We start from the raw sequence: 16,849 nt of genomic DNA on the forward strand, positions 1-16,849 counted from the left end.
GTAGGCTTCTCTTTCCAGTTTCAGGGGTACCCCCGCTCCGCCCACTCCTTATTCCAGGCCGGGATCGGCTGCGGGAGGAGGCAAGGACGGTCCGGCTGATGCCGGTGGTGCGGGAGGCACAAGAGACTGCGCACCACCAGAAGGTGGCGCGAGAGGAATCGGTGCGTGGCTGTCTGGCGCCAGCGGAACCGCTCCTCCTTCAGATGATGATGAAGAACCGGACTGATCGGTCCCCCCTTCATCTTCCGTTGCTATCGTACCGGCCAGTTGAGGCGCTTTTATGACGGGCAGCGGTCCAGCGTCCGGCGCAACACGATCTCCCGTGCACGCCACAACACGCACATCATAAAGCGAGCTGCCATAAGTCCCGAGAGATGGCTCATTCTGCAACATCCATCCGTCGAAGGGTGGTCGAGCCGAATCTCCCGAATCACGCAGGTGCAGCAACGCACCAGAGTCAGCCGGCAATGTTTCCGGACGACTGACACACGCCTCAACAGCGACCGAAAGCGTTCGGTAGGAGGCATTTGCACCCACCGGAATCGTCAGCGTTTCAATATGGGCATCCAGCCGATCCAGAACACGAATGACAGCCTGTGTCCGTCCCTGCCAGGTATTAGCCGGGTACATCGCCGGGGGAGCAACCCCTACAGCAGCAAACGCCGATGACGTTACAGACAGAGCCAGAAGCGCCGCACCGGCAAACAGGAACCGATTGGTCATGATCAGGCGTTTCCTTGGGATTTCGGGTCCACGAGATCGGCAAGCATGGCAATGAAGGACTGGCGCATGGCATCTGGGGAAACACCCATCAGAATACCGTCCTCAAACGCATCCTGCAGGGTCTGACGCAATTCGGCATCATTTTCTCTCAGCACACGCACTTTCTCAACGCAGGCCACTGGCTGCCCATCACGATCCAGCCAGGGAAAATCCTTGGAGCTCACGGCTCGTCTGACAGGCCACCAGCAGGCTTCTGGGGCTTTTGAGCCTTCTGAAGCGTATCCGTGACCGAAAAGATGAATTTGCTCAGAAGCTGCTCAAGACTGATAGACCCCTGTGTCTCCGTCAGCGCTCCGCCAGCCTTGATAAGGGAGTCAGCGCCACCCGGTGACAACGCAATGTACTTTCCGCCCAACAGGCTGTCAGACGTCACAATCGCGGCAGAATCCGTTGGCAGCTTCACGTCCGGCGACAGTGTGAACGTCACCTGCGCCTGAAAAGTCTTCGGGTCCACAACCTCAGACATCACATGGCCGACGGTAATTCCAGCCAGACGCACATCTGATCCGACATTCAGACCATCAATCTGGCTGAAAGACGCATGAACCTGGTAGCCACCATCATCATGCTGATGATGACCCAGCATCGCCAGAACCAGCATCCCGACCAGAAAGACCAGCACCAGAAACCCAGCCAGAAGCTCAAGCCGATCGTGGCGAGCTGCGGCAGGCGCTGTTCCCGTGGCTGCGCTCATGACATCACCTTCGAAAAAATCATTTTCCTGCACTAGCGGACTCCATCGCCGCAGTCCAACCCTCCCTTTGGAAACAGAGATTATCAGCCTGGGAAAATGTTATCCCCCATATCCCCATGTTCCCACCCATTAACCCGGCCAAAAGGCACGTTTTCCCGCTTCCGGGGCACCGGAACGCAGCGTAGATTCGCAGCATGACAGCCCGTCTTCATTGGACCGGCGTTCGCATGAGAACGCTTCGGGTCACCACCGATCCGGACGACAGCGCCACGCGCTCCGTCACCCTTCCGGCCGCCTGGGAGGATGATGCCGCGCAGGCGCTGGCCCAGATCACGCAAAATGGTGGCCCCATCCGCCTTTCGACGGAAGCGGCACGTTGGGTTGACACAATTGATGCGTGTCCGCCTCTCCCCGGCACGCCAGCCAATGCCCCCTCTCCTGCCCGGAGCCTGTCTTATCTTCTGCTGATGCGTCAGCTCGCCCCCAACATTGCCCTGTGGGAACGTCACCCTGACGAAATTCCAGGTTTTGTTGTGCGACTGTCTGGCTTTGTTCAGGAGGACGGTTTCGCACCAGAGCATTTCGTAGCCTGCCTGAAGCTGGCCTGCGATTCCCTGCGTCGACTTCACGCTACAACACGCGTGGAGCGAACAGGCGAACTGCCGCTCTTTGATCTGCCCGCTGATCCGTCAGAAGAACCCGCAGGCATTATCCTGCTAACGGACCTGGACGCTTGCCTCGCATCCATGGGGCTCGACTACGACAGTGATGCAGGACGAGAGGCCGCCAGAGCCATTGCAGCGCTGGCCACGAGCATCGCACATGCAGGCACAAATCTCTCGCTCCCGACCATTCCCGCCTGCGCATCCCTACCGGGGCTGCGCGCTCTCGCGGCAGAGGCCTGCGCGGCCATGGAAGGCCAGCATCTTTCCCCTGTAGAAACGGGATTTTCCGGACCCGGGCCTGTCGATGCACTTCTAGGTGTTGAATCCTGTGGGTTGGCGCCGGTCTTTTCGCCCCTGCGAAGCGACGGACATCTCCGCGCCTCGACCCTTGCCCGATTGGCTTACAGAGGCCTGACGCCCGAATCCGCCCTTGCAATGGCGCTTGCTGGTGAAGCTCCCCTTCCTCCGACAAGGCCGGAAGCCCATGCCGCCATGCATAAGGCCATGGAACGCTCCGTCGATTTTCTTCCGGAGTTGCCAGAACCCGAACTGGCGAATCTGCGTGCCAGACTGGAACGGGGCGCTCGGCGTCAGCTTCCAATGCGTCAAACCGGCTTCACTCAACGTACTGCTGTCGGCGGTCACAGTCTCTTCATGCGCACGAGCGAGTTTGAAGATGGCACCCTGGGTGAAGTCAGCATCATCCCGACCCGAGAAACGCCAATGGCCCGGGGTTTAATGGATTGTCTCGGGCAGGCTGTCAGCATTGGTCTTCAATTTGGCGCGCCGCTGGACGCTTTTGTCGAACGATTCGCTTATACCCGCTTCGGGCCTGCGGGTACGGTCGAAGGTGATCCGGGCGCAGCCTATGCATCGTCGATGCTCGATTACGCCTTCCGAACACTTTCGGAGGCTTATCTCGGGCAGCACATGCCAGACGCACCACAGATTGAACCCAACGCGGAAGATACATCTCCTATGTTGCCGTTCGATCATTCGTCGGGCGATACACCCCGCGGTCGACGCCTCAGACTGGTGAGTTGATGAAAATATGGCGTCTTCCGACGTCTGCGCTGCTGGAATACATTGACAGCCTGCGGACACGTCGGTAGCTAGCGCCTGCGCTGAGAAGGAATCCGGTCATTGTGCCCGGTGGACAGGATGCGCACAGGGTAAGGGATCAGACAGCGTGGGACACGCCCCTTCCGACGAGGATGACAGCTTTGATGTGCGCCTGAAGCGCGCAAGCAAAAAGCTTGATCCCCACGCGGAAGAGTTTTCCACAAAGTCCTCCGATGGAGATGCGGGTTCTATCGCATCTTTCGGTGTTGCGATCCGGGTCGGAACGGAGCTCGTAGCCGGTCTGGCGGTTGGTGTGGCATTAGGCTACGCTCTTGACCGCTGGCTGGGTTACAGGGTTCTTTTCCTTCTGATTTTTGCCCTGCTAGGTTTTGGTGCCGGCATGATGAATGTCTGGCGGGTTTTGAATGGGCCGGGCATGGTGCCCGAGCTGAAAGATGACGGGAGAAGCCAGCGTGGCAGCCGGATCGACGATTGACGCGCTCGGACAGTTCGAGCTCCATCCGGTTCTCGGATCTCTGGGCGAAGCTCTGCGGTTCTCACAGTCTCCACTGTTCATGCTGATCGCCGTTGTGCTGGTGCTCGCATTCCTCTTTATCGGAATGCGCCCAGCCTCCGTCGTTCCTGGCCGTCTTCAGGCCGCAGCCGAAATTGGTTACGACTTCATTCATGACCTTGCCATCGGCACGATGGGTGAAGAAGGCGCTGCTTTCTTCCCGTTCGTGTTCGCTCTGTTCTTCTTCATTCTCGCCGGCAACTACCTCGGCCTGCTTCCCTTCTCCTTCACCTATACAAGCCATATCGCAGTGACACTTGCGCTGGCCGTAACGGTGTTCGTGATCTCGATCCTGGCTTCCCTGCGCTTTCAGGGTCTGGGTTTCTTCAAGCACTTCATGCCAGCTGGCGCCCCTGTGTGGCTGTCGCCGCTGCTCGTGCCAATCGAGATCCTTTCTTTTCTTTCTCGCCCCGTCAGCCTGTCGATCCGTCTGTTCGCCAATATGGTGGCCGGTCACGTTCTGCTCGAGGTGTTTGCCGGCTTCACAATCATGCTCGCCGGTCTGGGCTTCTTCGGTCATATCCTGGCCGTTGCCCCGATCGCGATCAACATTGCGCTGACGGCTCTGGAATTGCTGGTGGGTGTGCTTCAGGCATACGTTTTCGCCATTCTCACCTGCATCTATCTGCGCGAGGCCGTCGCTCACTGAGCGCGGTTTTGCACAACCCCTGTATCGACCCTAAAGGAACCTGACCATGGACGTTCAAGCCGCTCGTGACATCGGCGCCGGTATTGCAGTAATCGCCCTCGCAGGCGTCGGCATCGGCCTCGGCAACATCTTCTCGACGCTCGTGAGCTCCATCGCTCGCAACCCGGCTTCCCGCCCGCACGTTTTCGGCCTCGGCATGCTCGGCTTCGCGCTGACGGAAGCCGTTGCTCTGTTCGCGCTGCTGATCGCCTTCCTGATCCTGTTCGCCTGAGGTCGAACATGCACCGCACGCCACGTCTTTTCCTGTTCGCCGCTCCGCTGGCGGCTGTGCCGGGCCGAGCTGTGGCTGCGGGCATGCCGCAGCTGAACGTCCATGATCCGCTGCTGATCGGACAGGTCGCCTGGGGAGCCGTCATTTTTGCCGGCTTCTATGTCGTCCTTAGCCGTTCCGCTCTGCCGCGGATCGAGCGCGTGCTGTCGAACCGACGCACCCGCATCCAGAACGACCTCGATATTGCCCGCCGTGCGAAAGCCGAGTCCGACCGCGCAAGCGCCGAACTCCTGAGCACCCGCCATGAAGCGGCCGCACAGGCCCGGGCCAATGTAGAGCGCATCCAGAATGAGGCTCGCCTCAGCGCTGAAACGCATGCACGGGAAACCGCAAAGCGTCTCGAAGCTGAAGTCGCAAACGCCGAAGCCCGGATTGCCCAGTCCCGCGAGCAGGCTCTTTCCAGCCTCCCCGCGATTGCTACTGGTACCGCTCAGAACCTAGTCTCCCGTCTGATCGGGGAACAGGATGAACAGACTGTCGCCAGCGCCGTGAAACGCGTCAGCGCCTAAGGAGACGACGATGTTCCAAGAACCCCGTTTCTGGACTGCCCTGGCATTTGTCCTCTTCTTCGTGATCTTTGGTCGCAAGCTCTGGGCCGTCATCACGAGCCATCTTGATGCCCGTGCAGAAGGCGTTCGCCGCGATCTGGACGAGGCAGCCCGTCTCCGCCGTGAGGCAGAGCAGATGCTCGAAGATGCGACCCGCGAGCGTGAGAAGACGCTGGCAGAAACGCAGGCCATGATTGCCCGCTCAGAGACGGAAGCTGCTGCTCTGGCAGAACGCGCCCGTCACGAAGCAGAAGCAGCAGCCGGCCGTTACGAGAAGATGGCACATGACCGGATTGAAGCCGCAGAGCGCGCTGCAATCCGTGAAGTTCAAGAGCGCGCAACAGCCATTGCCATCTCGGCAGCTCGCGATGTTGTGGCCTCCCGTCTTTCCGAAAGCCCGGACATTGCTGCTCAGCTGATTGAGCAGAGCATTCAGAACCTTCCTGAAGCGCTGCGCCGTTCTGCGGCCTGAGTTTATGACATCCGTCCGCCCATCCCAGACTCCTGTGACGCTTTCCATTGTCATGGCAGTCCTGAATGAGGCGGACAATATTCTACCTGTTTGTCAGGAACTCGCCGGAGTTCTTGATGGCTTCCCGGAAAATACTGAAATTCTTGCCATCGACGATGGCAGTACAGATGCCACCGTCGAGAAGCTTCTTGAAGCACGACGTCAGTATCTTCCAAATCTCAGAATTCTTAGCCACCCACGGCGCCTTGGCAAATCTGCTGCTCTGAGAACCGGAGCAACAGCCGCTCATGGCGAATGGATGGCGACCATTGATGGCGATGGTCAGGACGATCCTTCTTCCATCATCCGCATGCTTGAGCTGGCGCGTTCAGCCAATTCCAAGCCGCCGCTGGTGGTTGGTGTCCGTCGAAAAAGGAATGACCGTCTCTCCCGGCGCATTGCGACAAAGCTGGCCAACGGCTTGCGCCGTCGCCTTCTGAATGATGGTTGCCCGGACACCGGAGCGCCCCTCAAACTTTTCTCTCGTGAGATGTTCCTGCGTATTCCGCAGTTTGAGGGTGTACACCGCTTTCTACCGGCCCTCCTCGGACACTATGGCGCCCCGCTGATCTGCCATGAAGTTCAGCACCGTGCTCGTCTGCACGGCTCATCAAAATATACCAACTTCAATCGGGCTCTTGTTGGCATCCGTGATCTTCTGGGTGTCATGTGGCTGCAAAACCGAACCCACCTGCCCGATCGTCTGACCGAACACTGATCCATCCTGTAACGAGGATGGCCTTTCAGACACTTTCTGGCCACCATTCTCTGATGGACCGGAACGGAGCCTCTGCATGAAACTGACATTCCGGCATTATGCCCTCCTCGGGCTAGTGACCTTTCTGCTTGCCTTGCCGGGACGCATGACATTGCCCCCGCTGGATCGTGACGAGCCACGTTATATGGAAGCGTCAGAGCAGATGCTCACGTCCGGAAATTTCGTAGACGTCCGCTTTCAGGACAAGCCACGCTATTTGCAGCCGGCTGGCATCTACTGGCTTGAAGCCTCTTCAGCAAAAATTGCGGAAGAACTCTTTGGCTCAGACGTCCTTCGCAAAACCTGGCCCTATCGCATTCCAAGCCTCATAGCCGCCGCCCTTATCATCCCCCTGACAGCCTGGATGGGAAGCGCACTCTTCGGAGCCGTCACCGGTCTGATGGCTGCAGGCCTCCTGATGGTTTCGACGCTCTTTGTTGCCGAAAGCCATATGGCGACAATCGATACAGTCCTACTCCTGGATATCCTGTGCTTTGAAGCAATGCTTCTGAAGGCATTTCTCGATCGTCAGAAGAACAGTCCGACATCTGTTTGGGTTGCGTGCGGTTACTGGCTGGCGTTGGGCGTCGGCCTAATGCTCAAGGGCCCTGTTGTTCTCATTCCAGGCTTTTGTACCCCACTGGCCCTATGGGCTGTCGAACGTGATCGAGAGTGGTGGTCCAGACTGCGTCCACGCTGGGGTTGGCTGCTCATGCTTGCCGTAGTCGTTCCCTGGTGTGTCGCGATTGATGTTGTCAGTCACGGGGACTTCTTTTCACGCGCCATTGGCCGTAACTTTCTGGGGAAAGTGGCACATGGCCAGGAAGCTCACGGCCTACCACCAGGATTCCATCTTATTGTTTTTGCGCTGGCATTCTGGCCTGGATCTTTTTTTGCCGCTTTGGCAATTCCGTCAGTCTGGAAAAATCGAAAACTGCCTCAGGTCCGGTTTTTGCTGAGCTGGATTATCCCGCACTGGCTGGTCTTTGAACTAATCGCCACGAAGCTTCCGCATTACGTGCTCCCCACATATCCGGCCATTGCAATCCTGACTGCCGCGGCTCTAACGATCTGGAGTCGTCCAGCTCTTTCCAAATGGAGCAAAATCGCTCTCGGATTCTACGGCGTAATATGGGCCGCAGTTGGCTTGGCCTTCTGTTTCGCTGGCACGGTCGTGCTGTATAAAATGCAGCACATGCTTTCGATCCGCGAATGCCTGGCGCTCTGCGGAGCACTCCCTCTCATGGGAGGAGCAATTCTTCTTTTAATCCGCAATCATCGTCAGCAGGCAGCGTTTTGCGCGATGGGTGCCGCTGTCATTGCACAGGCCGGCCTCTTCCTGGCCGTAATCCCCAACCTGCAAACCATTCGCCTGGCTCCCCGAGTGGCTGCACTTTTTGAAGACGTGAAGCCATGCGCTCAAACTGTGCTTGTCTCGACATCTTATTCCGAGCCAAGCCTGGTCTTCCTGGTGGGTGAACACACGCAGTTGATTGGCCCAGAAGCAGCGGCAGCTTATCTCCAGCAGAATCCTCGTTGCACCCTCGCTCTGGTAGACCGAAAGGATGAAAAGACCTTTCGGGATGCATTGAACCGAACCAACCTCAGCATCGTAGAATATGGCCGTATCCAAGGCCTGAACTACTCAAACGGTCATCATCTTGACCTGGGCATGTTCGCCCCAGACTAAATTTCTGGAAATTGCCATGGTGGAGCTGAGGGGAATCGAACCCCTGACCTCCTCATTGCGAACGAGGCGCTCTCCCAACTGAGCTACAGCCCCATGGCACTTTTGATAGTTCCCATCAGCCCGGTTTCTGTCAAGCAATCCGGATGAGGTTGTCCTGTCTCGCCGAGGCAGATACAAAACCTGTTCCTAGCTGGCCGCTTACCCGGTCTTCCGCGTTTTCCGACGAGGTTTTCAGCATGCTTGCCCTGCACGCCATTATCCTGATGATCATTCAGGCATTCGTATGGGCTCTTCTGGCTTACTGTATCCTGTCCATGCTGCTGGGCTTTGGCGTGCTGGATATTCGTAACCGGTTTTTCTACTCGCTCTTCAACACCCTCGCGCGCGTCGTCGAACCGATTCTGGCCCCTATTCGGAATATCCTTCCCAGCACAGGCGGCATGGACTTCGCGCCGATGGTCCTGCTGCTGGCAATCCAGTTTCTGGTCTATCCCTTGGTCAACCGTGTGTTCGCCATGCTGATTTACCACCCGGCTTTCTAAGACTTACCGGACTGCGCGCCACACTTCCTCCAGCGCATCAGCCAAGTCATTATGCGGCTCACTCCACTGGCCTGAGTGCGTCGGCGGTTGCATCCAGGCGCGCCACCCTTTTCTAGGCTCACGTTCAATGCGAACAGACCAGTCTTCAGGCAAGCGGCTTAACACACGCTCCATCCGCACCTGACTGGTCAGTGGCTTGGCGTAATTATGCCCCATGGTGGAGCTCCTTTCACAACGTGAACTCCTGAGCTGCAATGACCATGGCAAAAACAAAAAAACCGGACATCACAGCTCAAAACATCTTATGCCTTTTAAATAGGCACGATGCTGCCAGCTGCAATATCCGGAAATGAGTTACGGCTACTTTAAGAGCCGGAAAGCCGGAGAGTTTTACCCTGTCAGGCTGTGCCACCTACCGTCAGGCCAGACAACTTCAACGTTGGTTGCCCCACTCCGACAGGTACGCCCTGACCAGCTTTGCCGCATGTCCCAATTCCTGGATCAAGCGCCACATCTGATCCGATCATCGAAATCTGGTTCATGGCATCTGCACCGTTTCCAATGAGCGTCGCACCCTTCACCGGGCGCGTCACTTTTCCATCTTCAATCAGATAAGCTTCAGACGCCGCGAAAACGAACTTCCCGGACGTAATATCAACCTGACCACCGCCAAAATTGACAGCATACAGTCCACGCTTTGTAGAGCGGATCATCTCGTCGGTCGTCGCTGTTCCTTCAAGCATCACCGTATTTGTCATACGTGGCATAGGAGCATGAGCGTAAGATTCCCGACGGCCATTTCCCGTGGAAGACACCCCCATCAGACGGGCATTCAGGCGATCCTGCAAATAGCCCGTCAGAATGCCGTCTTCGATCAGAACAGTCCGTCCTGTTGGCGTTCCTTCATCGTCGATGCTCAAAGATCCTCGACGCTCCGGCAGGGTGCCATCATCAATAACCGTCACCCCAGGAGCAGCCACACGCTTCCCAACCATACCGGTGAAGGAGGATGTTCCCTTCCGGTTGAAGTCCCCCTCCAGCCCATGGCCAACAGCTTCATGGAGCAGAATACCTGGCCATCCTGGTCCAAGCACCACATCCATTTCTCCTGCAGGTGCCGGCGCTGCATCGAGGTTTAGCAGAGCCTGCCTCAGAGCTTCATCAACTGCTGCTTTCCATGTTGCGCCATCCAGAAGACGATCCAGTTCATACCGTCCTCCCTGTCCATGACTGCCACTCTCGCGACGACCGTCCTTTTCAACCACGACCGATACATTAAGACGGACCAGCGGACGAAGATCCGCAACGCGATCTCCAGTATCCGAACGCCGCATGATCTGCACGGCCTGCCACTCGGAACTCAGACTGGCACTGACCTGAACAACACGGGTATCCACACCACGGGCATAGGCGTCAATTTCGCCCAGAACTGCCGCACGCGCTGCAAAGTCCGTTCCCTCCAGCGGTCGGGAGTCAGAATAGAGACGCTGATTGGTTGATCGCGGCCCCGGTGCCATCACGCCACTTCGTCCCTGTCGCACGGCACCGACCGTGCTAACCGCACGTGCCAGGGCGTCTTCACTCATTTCATCAGAATGGGCGAAAGCCGTTTCTGTTCCCAAGACTGCGCGCAGACCGAAGCCGGAAGAGGTTGTGAAACTCGCTGATCGGATTGTCCCGTCATCCAGTGAGATCCCCTCATTTTCGCGGTATTCGAGAAACAGTTCTCCATCATCTACCCCTGCCAATCCCTGTGCAACCAGTGCTTCGGCACCCTCCCGCGTCAGTCGGGAACCGGGGCGGTCAAAAAACAGGGCATCAGTTGTGGCAAGGGCTCCCAGCGCATTTGCGGCAATGGACATCGGGATAATCTCCTGGCTGAGAGGATGGTGAAGAACTAGAAATGGGTCATAGCACGCGAATTGAAAGAGGCCGCCTTCAGGTGAGTGCTTTTTCGAGGCGACGCAGGGCGTCCTGAAGAATTTCCGGCTTCTTGCAGAATGCAAAGCGGATCATGTTGCGTGGCGGTTCAGCGCCCTCCGGGTCATAAAAGGCAGAGACCGGGATTGTTGCTACGCCTGCATGCTCAACCAGCCATTCGGCAAACTCCACATCCGTTCGTCCCTGAGCATGGCGTGACGTATCCGCCACGACAAAATAGCTTCCATCTGCGGGAAGTGTCTCAAAACCGAGGCGATGCAATCCTTCCACAAGAATGTCTCTGCGCAATTCTAGGTCAGCGGACAAACTTTTGTAGTAGCTGTCGTCTTTATTGAGACCATGCGCCACAGCGCGCTGAAGATTAGGAGCCGTGGCAAACACCAGCACCTGATGAGCCTTGGCAACCACAGACGCCAGAGCTGAAGGAGCCGTGACATACCCGACTTTCCACCCCGTCAGAGAGAAGCTCTTGCCTGCGCTCCCAATGCGCATGCAGCGCTCTCGCATGTCAGGCAGCGTCATGAGGGGAATGTGTTTCACGTGAAACGTCAGGTGTTCGTAAACTTCGTCACAGATCACATAGGCATCATGTTCCTTCACCAATCCTGCAATCAGCTCAAGTTCAGTCTGTGAAAAGACCTTGCCCGCAGGGTTCATCGGAGAGTTCAGGATCATGGCTTTTGTTTTGGGACCAAAGGCTGCACGCAATTCTTCTTCAGGAAGCTTCCAGTGTGGCGGCTGAAGACGGACGCACTTGGGAACCGCGCCTATCATCTTGAGCATGGGAAGATAGGTATCATAGAGAGGTTCGATCAGAACCACTTCATCACCAGCTTCCACAACAGCCATCAGGCAGGCTGCCAGAGCTTCCGTTGCTCCGGACGTCACAACGACCTCTGTCGCCGGATCAATCTCAAGCCCATAAAAACGCCGGTTTGATTCAGCGACAGCCTGCCGCAACTCCGGCAACCCCGTTAGCGGCGCATACTGGTTTCTATTATCCTTCAACGCCTCAGCCGCGACGTTGATAATATCCGCCGGGCCTTCAGTGTCCGGAAAGCCCTGCCCCAGATTGATTGCATCATACCTGGCAGCAAGCTGAGACATAATCGTGAAAACGGTCGTGGGCAGCGAAGACAGATAAGTATTGGGCGTTTTCATGGACCAGCGCTTTTAAGACATGGAACGGAAGAGAGACCTCACCATTGCAGGACCCGCTCGTCCTGAAAAGCCATTCCCTGCGCTTTGGTCCTCACCTCACGTTCTCAGTTGAACAAACGTCTTTTTGGAATCAGTACCCGCCCAGTAACTATGGAATTCCCGATCAATAAAATTTTCCCGATCGGACAACACCCCGGCAAGTCAGAGCTTCCCCATCCCTGATCGGCCAGAAAAACGCGTCCAATCAGGCCAAGTGCCATTTTGAGACACTTTCTTTCTTCAATTGATGATGAAATGAAGGTGTATGTCGTACTCGACAGATGGGAAATTGTCCCGTAATCGTTTTGAAGCCGTTCACACGATGCAAGGCGACAGATCGATGGCCAGAAAAGCCCCTACTTCCTCCACCGCCAAACCGAAAGCTGCAGCTCCACGCCGCGCTTCCGCCAAGGCTGCTTCCCCCAAGACAACCGCCGCAGCTGGCAAGCCACCAGCACCGAAGCCCGAGGCCGTTGCCCGCGTTTTCGAGATGATCCAAGAACATGCGGCTGAGTTCGTCGATCTGCGCTTCACCGATCCCAAGGGCAAGTGGCACCACACGACCCAGACGGTCTCCACCATTGAAGACGACACGTTCGTTGAAGGCTTCATGTTCGATGGCTCGTCCATCCAGGGCTGGAAAGCGATCAACGAGTCCGACATGGTCCTGCTGCCAGATCCGGAAACGGCCGTCATGGACCCGTTCTCCGCAAAGCCGCAGCTGATCCTGTTCTGTGACATTATTGATCCCAAGACAGGCAACTTCTACAATCGTGATCCCCGCTCGACGGCCAAGCTTGCAGAAGCCTATCTGAAGGAAGCCGGCTTCGGCGATACCGCTTTCTTCGGCCCGGAAGCTGAATTCTTCATCTTCGACAACGTCCAGTTCGGCACCGGCCCGAACTTTGGCACGTACCAGCTCGACAGCATCGAAGGCCCAGGCGCATCTCTGAAAGCCTACCCGGAAGGCAACATGGGCCATCGCCCTGTCGTCAAGGGTGGTTACTTCCCGGTCCCGCCAGTGGACAGCGAGCATGACCTCCGCGCCGAAATGCTTTCCACGATGGGCGAAATGGGTCTTCCGATCGAGAAGCACCATCACGAAGTTGCACAGTCCCAGCACGAGCTTGGCACGAAGTTCGACACGCTCGTGAAGTCTGCTGACTTCATGCAGATCTACAAGTACTGCGTGCACAACGTCGCCCACTCCTACGGCAAAACGGCCACGTTCATGCCGAAGCCGATCTCGGGCGACAACGGTTCCGGCATGCACGTTCACCAGTCCATCTGGAAAGACGGCAAGCCAACCTTCGCTGGCGACAAGTATGCGGACCTGTCCGAAGACGCACTGTTCTACATTGGCGGCATCATCAAGCACGCCAAGGCTCTGAACGCGTTCACGAACCCGTCCACCAACTCCTACAAGCGCCTGATCCCGGGCTTTGAAGCGCCCGTGCTGCTGGCCTACTCCGCTGCCAACCGTTCAGCTTCGTGTCGTATCCCGCACGCCACGAACCCGAAGGCAAAGCGCGTTGAAGTCCGCTTCCCGGACCCGATGGCAAACCCATATCTTGCATTCGCAGCCATGCTGATGGCCGGTCTTGATGGCATCCGCAACAAGATCCACCCTGGCGACGCCATGGACAAGGATCTGTACGAACTGCCGAAGGAAGAGCTTGCTCAGATCCCGACGGTCTGCGGTTCGCTCCGTGAAGCCCTCGAAGCCCTTCAGGAAGATCACGCATTCCTTCTCGAAGGCGGCGTTTTCACCAAGGACCAGATCGAGAGCTACATCGACATCAAGTGGCCTGAAGTTTACAAGTTCGAACACACACCCCACCCGGTCGAGTTCGAGATGTACTACTCGGTCTAATCCGAGCAGACTTCTGCAAAACGGAGAAGCCCGGCCATTGCGCCGGGCTTTTTCGTACCCGCTTTCCCTGTTACGGCACCCGTCATGATGCATCCCGCTTTCGAGGCTTTCTCAACTTCTGTCTTGCCCATTCTGGATATTGCCGGAACGGCCGTCTTTGCCGTTTCAGGAGCCCTCGCCGCCGCACGGGAACGCCTGACAATCCTGACTTTCATGTTCTTCGCCGCCATTACAGGTGTTGGCGGTGGAACCGTGCGCGATCTGCTGATCGGTGCACCTGTCTCATGGATGCACAACTCCACTGGCATCACGGTCTGCATGGCCTGCGCTTTGCTCGTCTGGTTCACGCCAGGTCGCCTCTGGTCCGAGCGCGCCGTAGACTGGTTCGACGGGATGGGGATTGCGGCTTATGGCGTGTATGGCGCAGCCAAAGCCATTGCCTATGGCATCCCACCTGTACCAGCCGCTCTGATGGGAATTGTCAGTGCCTGCATGGGAGGCATTTTTCGCGATGTGCTGGCTGGCGTCCCATCCATCATCATTCGTCCAGAGCTGTATGTTACTGCTGTTGCCCTCTCATCGTGCAGCTATGTGCTCCTGACAAAAGCAGGGTGTGACACCACACTGGCAGCTGCCATCGCCATTTTCGCAGGGTTTGCCCTTCGCGCACTTGCTCTTCTCAAGGGACTGTCGCTGCCGCATTATCGAAAATAGCCCCTCCTCACGGAAAAGAACATCCGCTCATGCGCATCGCCCCCGTCCTGAAGGGACTTCTAGCCGCTCTCCCTCTGCTTCTTTGTGCCCCCATAGCGCACGCCTCAGACTTTGATATCGTCGTACTGGGAGCCGCCGGGGGCCTGGATGACGGAACGTTAAGCGCCTACCTGATCCGGCCTGAAGGTTCTGACAAAGGCGTTCTCTGCGATGCGGGAACCGTTCTGCATGGCCTGAAAGACGCCGCAAAAGAGGGTGCGTTCAAAACCCTTTCTCTCAAGTCCGCAACACTGACGCCGGAAGGGGAAATCCTTCACACGACCATTGCGGCCTATCTGATAAGCCATGCTCACTTGGATCATATTGCCGGTCTGGTCGCCATCTCCCCGGATGACACACCCAAACCGATCATGGCTCTCGCATCCGTCAACGCCATTCTCGCCGAACATATCTTCAACTGGCAGATTTGGCCCAACATGGGCGACCAAGGCGTCAAACCCCGGCTCAGCACATACCGCTATGACGATCTAACACCCGAGAAACCCACACCTATTAGCGGAACATCTTTGCAGGTTCAGGCCTATCCATTGAACCACGGAGGTGTGGAATCAACAGCATTTCTGCTCACAAACGGCCAAGACGCCCTGCTCTATCTCGGAGATACCGGGCCAGACGCCCCACAGCACTCAGATCACCTCCATCGTCTCTGGCAGGCTGTCGCGCCCCTTGTGCGTCAGAAACATCTCCATGCCATCATGATAGAGTGCTCTTATGACAACTCCATTTCCGATAGCCACCTGTACGGGCATCTGACGCCGCACTGGGTAGAGGCAGAACTGGAAGATCTTCAGCAGATCGCAGGCGTTTCGCTCAAAAATCTGCCCGTCGTAATCACGCACGTCAAACCGACACTCAGACGCCAGCAAGATCCCGTTCTGCGCATTCATGAAGAACTGGAAGCGGGCAATACAACAGGCGTCCACTTCATTATGGCAGCCCAGAGCCTGCACCTCAGGCTCTGACCGCCAAAGGCAATCTCTCAGTCAGCCAACAACATCAAAGCCAACGTCTTCCACTGTCTCTTTCAGCGCCGCCGTAGAAACCTTGGCATCGTCATACTGAATGACAGCCTGTGCTGGCTCCAGGGTTACATCCGCAGCAGAAACGCCAGGAACAGCTTCAAGGGCTTTCTGGAGCTTGCCTGAACACCCTGTGCAGGACATGCCTTCGACCTGAAATGTTACGGTTGCTGTCATGGGTGTCTCTCCTTCGTGCATGGTTTGCCGCCCCAACAGCGACACATCAGAAGAGACATATTCCCGCTGGAATTGAAACAGCTTTCAGATCGCGTCACTGATTTCATCAAGCGGCGTCACCTTCATCAACTGCACAGAAGCATCCAGACGATCCAGCAACGCGGCAAGAGACCTAAAATGTGGCGTCTCCAAATGCTGCTCGAAAGCCTCCGTCGAAGCCCAGCGCTCCTCGGCCGTGAAGCGTCCTGCATGGTCCTGATCGCGGCTGATTACGTAACGCTGGCAGCCTTCTTCCGCACGTGATGCAACAATGCAGCGTACCAGTTCCAGCTCCAGCTCTCGTGCCTGGTCAGACGATACAGTCAGAATGGCGACAACACAGGCAGCATGACTCACGATGTTTTCCTCACAAAAAAAGATACAGGATCTGGTTCCCATCGGTAAACTGATGGCCCTCGCCCCTGTGCGCTGCCATTTCTACAAGATACGTTTTCTGAAATCTCCCCCATGTTTCACATGAAACATCTTCCTGAAATTTCCGGAGGCACCTACTCATGAGTCTTGAAAGCGTAAGGACTGATCTCGCCCAGCGCGCGCCTGATCTCTCCATCATTGTGACGGAGCGTTCCACGGCTACCGTTGAAGAAGCTGCTGCCACACACAATGTCGAGCCCGATCAGATTGCCAAAACACTCGGTGTGAAGGTTGGGTCAGGGCCACAAGCTAAAACTGTGCTGATCGTCATGGCAGGAACCAAACGTCTGGATAATCGTCTGACAAAAGACGCTCTGGGAGGGCGCCCCCGCTTCCTTAACGGAGACGAGGTGCTGGCACTTACAAGCCATCCGCCCGGCGGCGTTTGCCCCTTTGGACTATCAAAGCCACTTCCCGTTTATTGCGATGAGTCTCTTCGCGCATTTAACATCGTGATCCCTGCTGCAGGTGCCACCAATGCCTCTGTCATGCTCACCCCGGCGCGTTTGGCAGAACTGACGTCTGCACAATGGGTCACCGTCATATCCTGATAGACAATAAAAAAGGCGCTCCTTTTGAGGGCGC

The 16,849-nt window shown here is 56.8% G+C and carries 21 protein-coding genes and 1 tRNA gene; 13 read left to right on the plus strand and 9 right to left on the minus strand.

What is annotated here, in order from left to right:
• Positions 1 to 48: 48 nt before the first annotated feature.
• From KP707_RS15165 to mlaD, 3 genes are read right to left on the minus strand one after another with little or no spacing between them, the layout of a single operon-like run.
• Positions 49 to 723: a DUF2155 domain-containing protein gene (locus KP707_RS15165; protein WP_211503627.1), complete on the minus strand. Its 675-nt coding sequence runs from the start codon at positions 721 to 723 to the stop codon at positions 49 to 51.
• A gap of 2 nt (positions 724 to 725) precedes the next feature.
• Positions 726 to 947, minus strand: a complete 222-nt coding sequence (locus KP707_RS15170; RefSeq protein ID WP_211503626.1) for a hypothetical protein — start codon at positions 945 to 947, stop codon at positions 726 to 728.
• Positions 944 to 1,477, minus strand: a complete 534-nt coding sequence (gene mlaD / locus KP707_RS15175; RefSeq protein WP_249203071.1) for an outer membrane lipid asymmetry maintenance protein MlaD — start codon at positions 1,475 to 1,477, stop codon at positions 944 to 946. The genes KP707_RS15170 and mlaD overlap by 4 nt, the downstream gene beginning before the upstream one ends.
• Before the next feature lie 194 nt (positions 1,478 to 1,671).
• Between mlaD and KP707_RS15180 the strand changes: the two genes are divergently transcribed.
• The 8 genes from KP707_RS15180 (at position 1,672) to KP707_RS15215 (ending at position 8,264) form a co-directional block, all read left to right on the plus strand.
• Positions 1,672 to 3,186 (plus strand): vitamin B12-dependent ribonucleotide reductase, encoded by a 1,515-nt coding sequence (locus tag KP707_RS15180; RefSeq protein WP_211503624.1) that lies wholly within the window; start codon positions 1,672 to 1,674, stop codon positions 3,184 to 3,186.
• Between the two features lie 145 nt (positions 3,187 to 3,331).
• Positions 3,332 to 3,700, plus strand: a complete 369-nt coding sequence (locus tag KP707_RS15185) for an AtpZ/AtpI family protein (RefSeq protein ID WP_086634744.1) — start codon at positions 3,332 to 3,334, stop codon at positions 3,698 to 3,700.
• Positions 3,678 to 4,427, plus strand: a complete 750-nt coding sequence (locus KP707_RS15190) for a F0F1 ATP synthase subunit A (RefSeq protein ID WP_046900946.1) — start codon at positions 3,678 to 3,680, stop codon at positions 4,425 to 4,427. The genes KP707_RS15185 and KP707_RS15190 overlap by 23 nt, the downstream gene beginning before the upstream one ends.
• Before the next feature lie 46 nt (positions 4,428 to 4,473).
• Positions 4,474 to 4,698 carry an ATP synthase subunit C family protein gene (locus KP707_RS15195; RefSeq protein WP_007284348.1) on the plus strand — a complete coding sequence of 75 codons (225 nt, stop codon included), beginning with the start codon at positions 4,474 to 4,476 and terminating at the stop codon, positions 4,696 to 4,698.
• An 8-nt stretch (positions 4,699 to 4,706) separates the two neighbouring features.
• Positions 4,707 to 5,267, plus strand: coding sequence for an ATP synthase F0 subunit B' (locus tag KP707_RS15200; protein ID WP_046900359.1), 561 nt, complete (start codon positions 4,707 to 4,709; stop codon positions 5,265 to 5,267).
• Positions 5,268 to 5,277: 10 nt separating this feature from the next.
• Positions 5,278 to 5,778 carry a F0F1 ATP synthase subunit B gene (locus KP707_RS15205; protein ID WP_211503623.1) on the plus strand — a complete coding sequence of 167 codons (501 nt, stop codon included), beginning with the start codon at positions 5,278 to 5,280 and terminating at the stop codon, positions 5,776 to 5,778.
• Positions 5,779 to 5,782: 4 nt separating this feature from the next.
• Positions 5,783 to 6,535, plus strand: a complete 753-nt coding sequence (locus KP707_RS15210) for a glycosyltransferase family 2 protein (RefSeq protein ID WP_211495733.1) — start codon at positions 5,783 to 5,785, stop codon at positions 6,533 to 6,535.
• 76 nt (positions 6,536 to 6,611) lie between these two features.
• Positions 6,612 to 8,264, plus strand: a complete 1,653-nt coding sequence (locus KP707_RS15215; protein WP_211503622.1) for a glycosyltransferase family 39 protein — start codon at positions 6,612 to 6,614, stop codon at positions 8,262 to 8,264.
• A gap of 17 nt (positions 8,265 to 8,281) precedes the next feature.
• Here KP707_RS15215 and KP707_RS15220 read toward each other — a convergent pair.
• Positions 8,282 to 8,357: transfer RNA gene (locus KP707_RS15220), tRNA-Ala, on the minus strand.
• 143 nt (positions 8,358 to 8,500) lie between these two features.
• Between KP707_RS15220 and KP707_RS15225 the strand changes: the two genes are divergently transcribed.
• Positions 8,501 to 8,806, plus strand: a complete 306-nt coding sequence (locus tag KP707_RS15225; protein ID WP_046900947.1) for a YggT family protein — start codon at positions 8,501 to 8,503, stop codon at positions 8,804 to 8,806.
• Between the two features lie 3 nt (positions 8,807 to 8,809).
• Here the strand turns inward: KP707_RS15225 and KP707_RS15230 are convergent, their stop codons facing one another.
• From KP707_RS15230 to KP707_RS15240, 3 genes are all read right to left on the minus strand, one after another.
• The gene (locus KP707_RS15230; RefSeq protein WP_211503621.1) at positions 8,810 to 9,022 is read right to left on the minus strand and encodes a hypothetical protein; all 213 of its coding nucleotides are present in this window, start codon (positions 9,020 to 9,022) and stop codon (positions 8,810 to 8,812) included.
• A gap of 182 nt (positions 9,023 to 9,204) precedes the next feature.
• Positions 9,205 to 10,668, minus strand: a complete 1,464-nt coding sequence (gene tldD / locus KP707_RS15235; RefSeq protein ID WP_215751669.1) for a metalloprotease TldD — start codon at positions 10,666 to 10,668, stop codon at positions 9,205 to 9,207.
• A gap of 76 nt (positions 10,669 to 10,744) precedes the next feature.
• The gene (locus KP707_RS15240) at positions 10,745 to 11,908 is read right to left on the minus strand and encodes an aminotransferase (RefSeq protein ID WP_211503619.1); all 1,164 of its coding nucleotides are present in this window, start codon (positions 11,906 to 11,908) and stop codon (positions 10,745 to 10,747) included.
• A gap of 529 nt (positions 11,909 to 12,437) precedes the next feature.
• Here KP707_RS15240 and glnA point away from each other — a divergent pair.
• The 3 genes from glnA to KP707_RS15255 all read left to right on the plus strand — a co-directional run bounded on the left by glnA (position 12,438) and on the right by KP707_RS15255 (position 15,556).
• Complete coding sequence (gene glnA / locus KP707_RS15245) at positions 12,438 to 13,820, plus strand: type I glutamate--ammonia ligase (RefSeq protein WP_046900948.1); 1,383 nt, start codon at positions 12,438 to 12,440, stop codon at positions 13,818 to 13,820.
• An 84-nt stretch (positions 13,821 to 13,904) separates the two neighbouring features.
• On the plus strand, positions 13,905 to 14,534 hold the full coding sequence (locus KP707_RS15250) for a trimeric intracellular cation channel family protein (RefSeq protein ID WP_211503618.1): 630 nt from the start codon (positions 13,905 to 13,907) through the stop codon (positions 14,532 to 14,534).
• A 29-nt stretch (positions 14,535 to 14,563) separates the two neighbouring features.
• Entirely contained in the window at positions 14,564 to 15,556 is a 993-nt protein-coding gene (locus KP707_RS15255; protein ID WP_211503617.1) for an MBL fold metallo-hydrolase, read from the plus strand.
• A gap of 21 nt (positions 15,557 to 15,577) precedes the next feature.
• On the opposite strand, the gene KP707_RS15260 is transcribed toward KP707_RS15255, so the two are convergent.
• Positions 15,578 to 15,790, minus strand: coding sequence for a heavy-metal-associated domain-containing protein (locus KP707_RS15260; RefSeq protein WP_046900368.1), 213 nt, complete (start codon positions 15,788 to 15,790; stop codon positions 15,578 to 15,580).
• An 84-nt stretch (positions 15,791 to 15,874) separates the two neighbouring features.
• Positions 15,875 to 16,186, minus strand: a complete 312-nt coding sequence (locus KP707_RS15265; protein WP_235271740.1) for a putative quinol monooxygenase — start codon at positions 16,184 to 16,186, stop codon at positions 15,875 to 15,877.
• Positions 16,187 to 16,344: 158 nt separating this feature from the next.
• Between KP707_RS15265 and KP707_RS15270 the strand changes: the two genes are divergently transcribed.
• Entirely contained in the window at positions 16,345 to 16,815 is a 471-nt protein-coding gene (locus KP707_RS15270) for a YbaK/EbsC family protein (RefSeq protein ID WP_211503616.1), read from the plus strand.
• Positions 16,816 to 16,849: the final 34 nt, after the last annotated feature.

Source organism: Gluconobacter sp. P5E10 (assembly GCF_018812145.1).
GTDB lineage: Bacteria > Pseudomonadota > Alphaproteobacteria > Acetobacterales > Acetobacteraceae > Gluconobacter > Gluconobacter cerinus.

Coding starts and splice junctions, on each gene's coding strand:
- KP707_RS15165 (WP_211503627.1), bottom strand. CDS start 723: ATGACCAATCGGTTCCTGTTTGCCGGTGCGGCGCTTCTGGCTCTGTCT.
- mlaD (WP_249203071.1), bottom strand. CDS start 1,477: ATGAGCGCAGCCACGGGAACAGCGCCTGCCGCAGCTCGCCACGATCGG.
- KP707_RS15180 (WP_211503624.1), top strand. CDS start 1,672: ATGACAGCCCGTCTTCATTGGACCGGCGTTCGCATGAGAACGCTTCGG.
- KP707_RS15195 (WP_007284348.1), top strand. CDS start 4,474: ATGGACGTTCAAGCCGCTCGTGACATCGGCGCCGGTATTGCAGTAATC.
- KP707_RS15200 (WP_046900359.1), top strand. CDS start 4,707: ATGCACCGCACGCCACGTCTTTTCCTGTTCGCCGCTCCGCTGGCGGCT.
- KP707_RS15205 (WP_211503623.1), top strand. CDS start 5,278: ATGTTCCAAGAACCCCGTTTCTGGACTGCCCTGGCATTTGTCCTCTTC.
- KP707_RS15210 (WP_211495733.1), top strand. CDS start 5,783: ATGACATCCGTCCGCCCATCCCAGACTCCTGTGACGCTTTCCATTGTC.
- KP707_RS15215 (WP_211503622.1), top strand. CDS start 6,612: ATGAAACTGACATTCCGGCATTATGCCCTCCTCGGGCTAGTGACCTTT.
- KP707_RS15225 (WP_046900947.1), top strand. CDS start 8,501: ATGCTTGCCCTGCACGCCATTATCCTGATGATCATTCAGGCATTCGTA.
- KP707_RS15230 (WP_211503621.1), bottom strand. CDS start 9,022: ATGGGGCATAATTACGCCAAGCCACTGACCAGTCAGGTGCGGATGGAG.
- tldD (WP_215751669.1), bottom strand. CDS start 10,668: ATGTCCATTGCCGCAAATGCGCTGGGAGCCCTTGCCACAACTGATGCC.
- KP707_RS15240 (WP_211503619.1), bottom strand. CDS start 11,908: ATGAAAACGCCCAATACTTATCTGTCTTCGCTGCCCACGACCGTTTTC.
- glnA (WP_046900948.1), top strand. CDS start 12,438: ATGATCCAAGAACATGCGGCTGAGTTCGTCGATCTGCGCTTCACCGAT.
- KP707_RS15250 (WP_211503618.1), top strand. CDS start 13,905: ATGATGCATCCCGCTTTCGAGGCTTTCTCAACTTCTGTCTTGCCCATT.
- KP707_RS15255 (WP_211503617.1), top strand. CDS start 14,564: ATGCGCATCGCCCCCGTCCTGAAGGGACTTCTAGCCGCTCTCCCTCTG.
- KP707_RS15260 (WP_046900368.1), bottom strand. CDS start 15,790: ATGACAGCAACCGTAACATTTCAGGTCGAAGGCATGTCCTGCACAGGG.
- KP707_RS15270 (WP_211503616.1), top strand. CDS start 16,345: ATGAGTCTTGAAAGCGTAAGGACTGATCTCGCCCAGCGCGCGCCTGAT.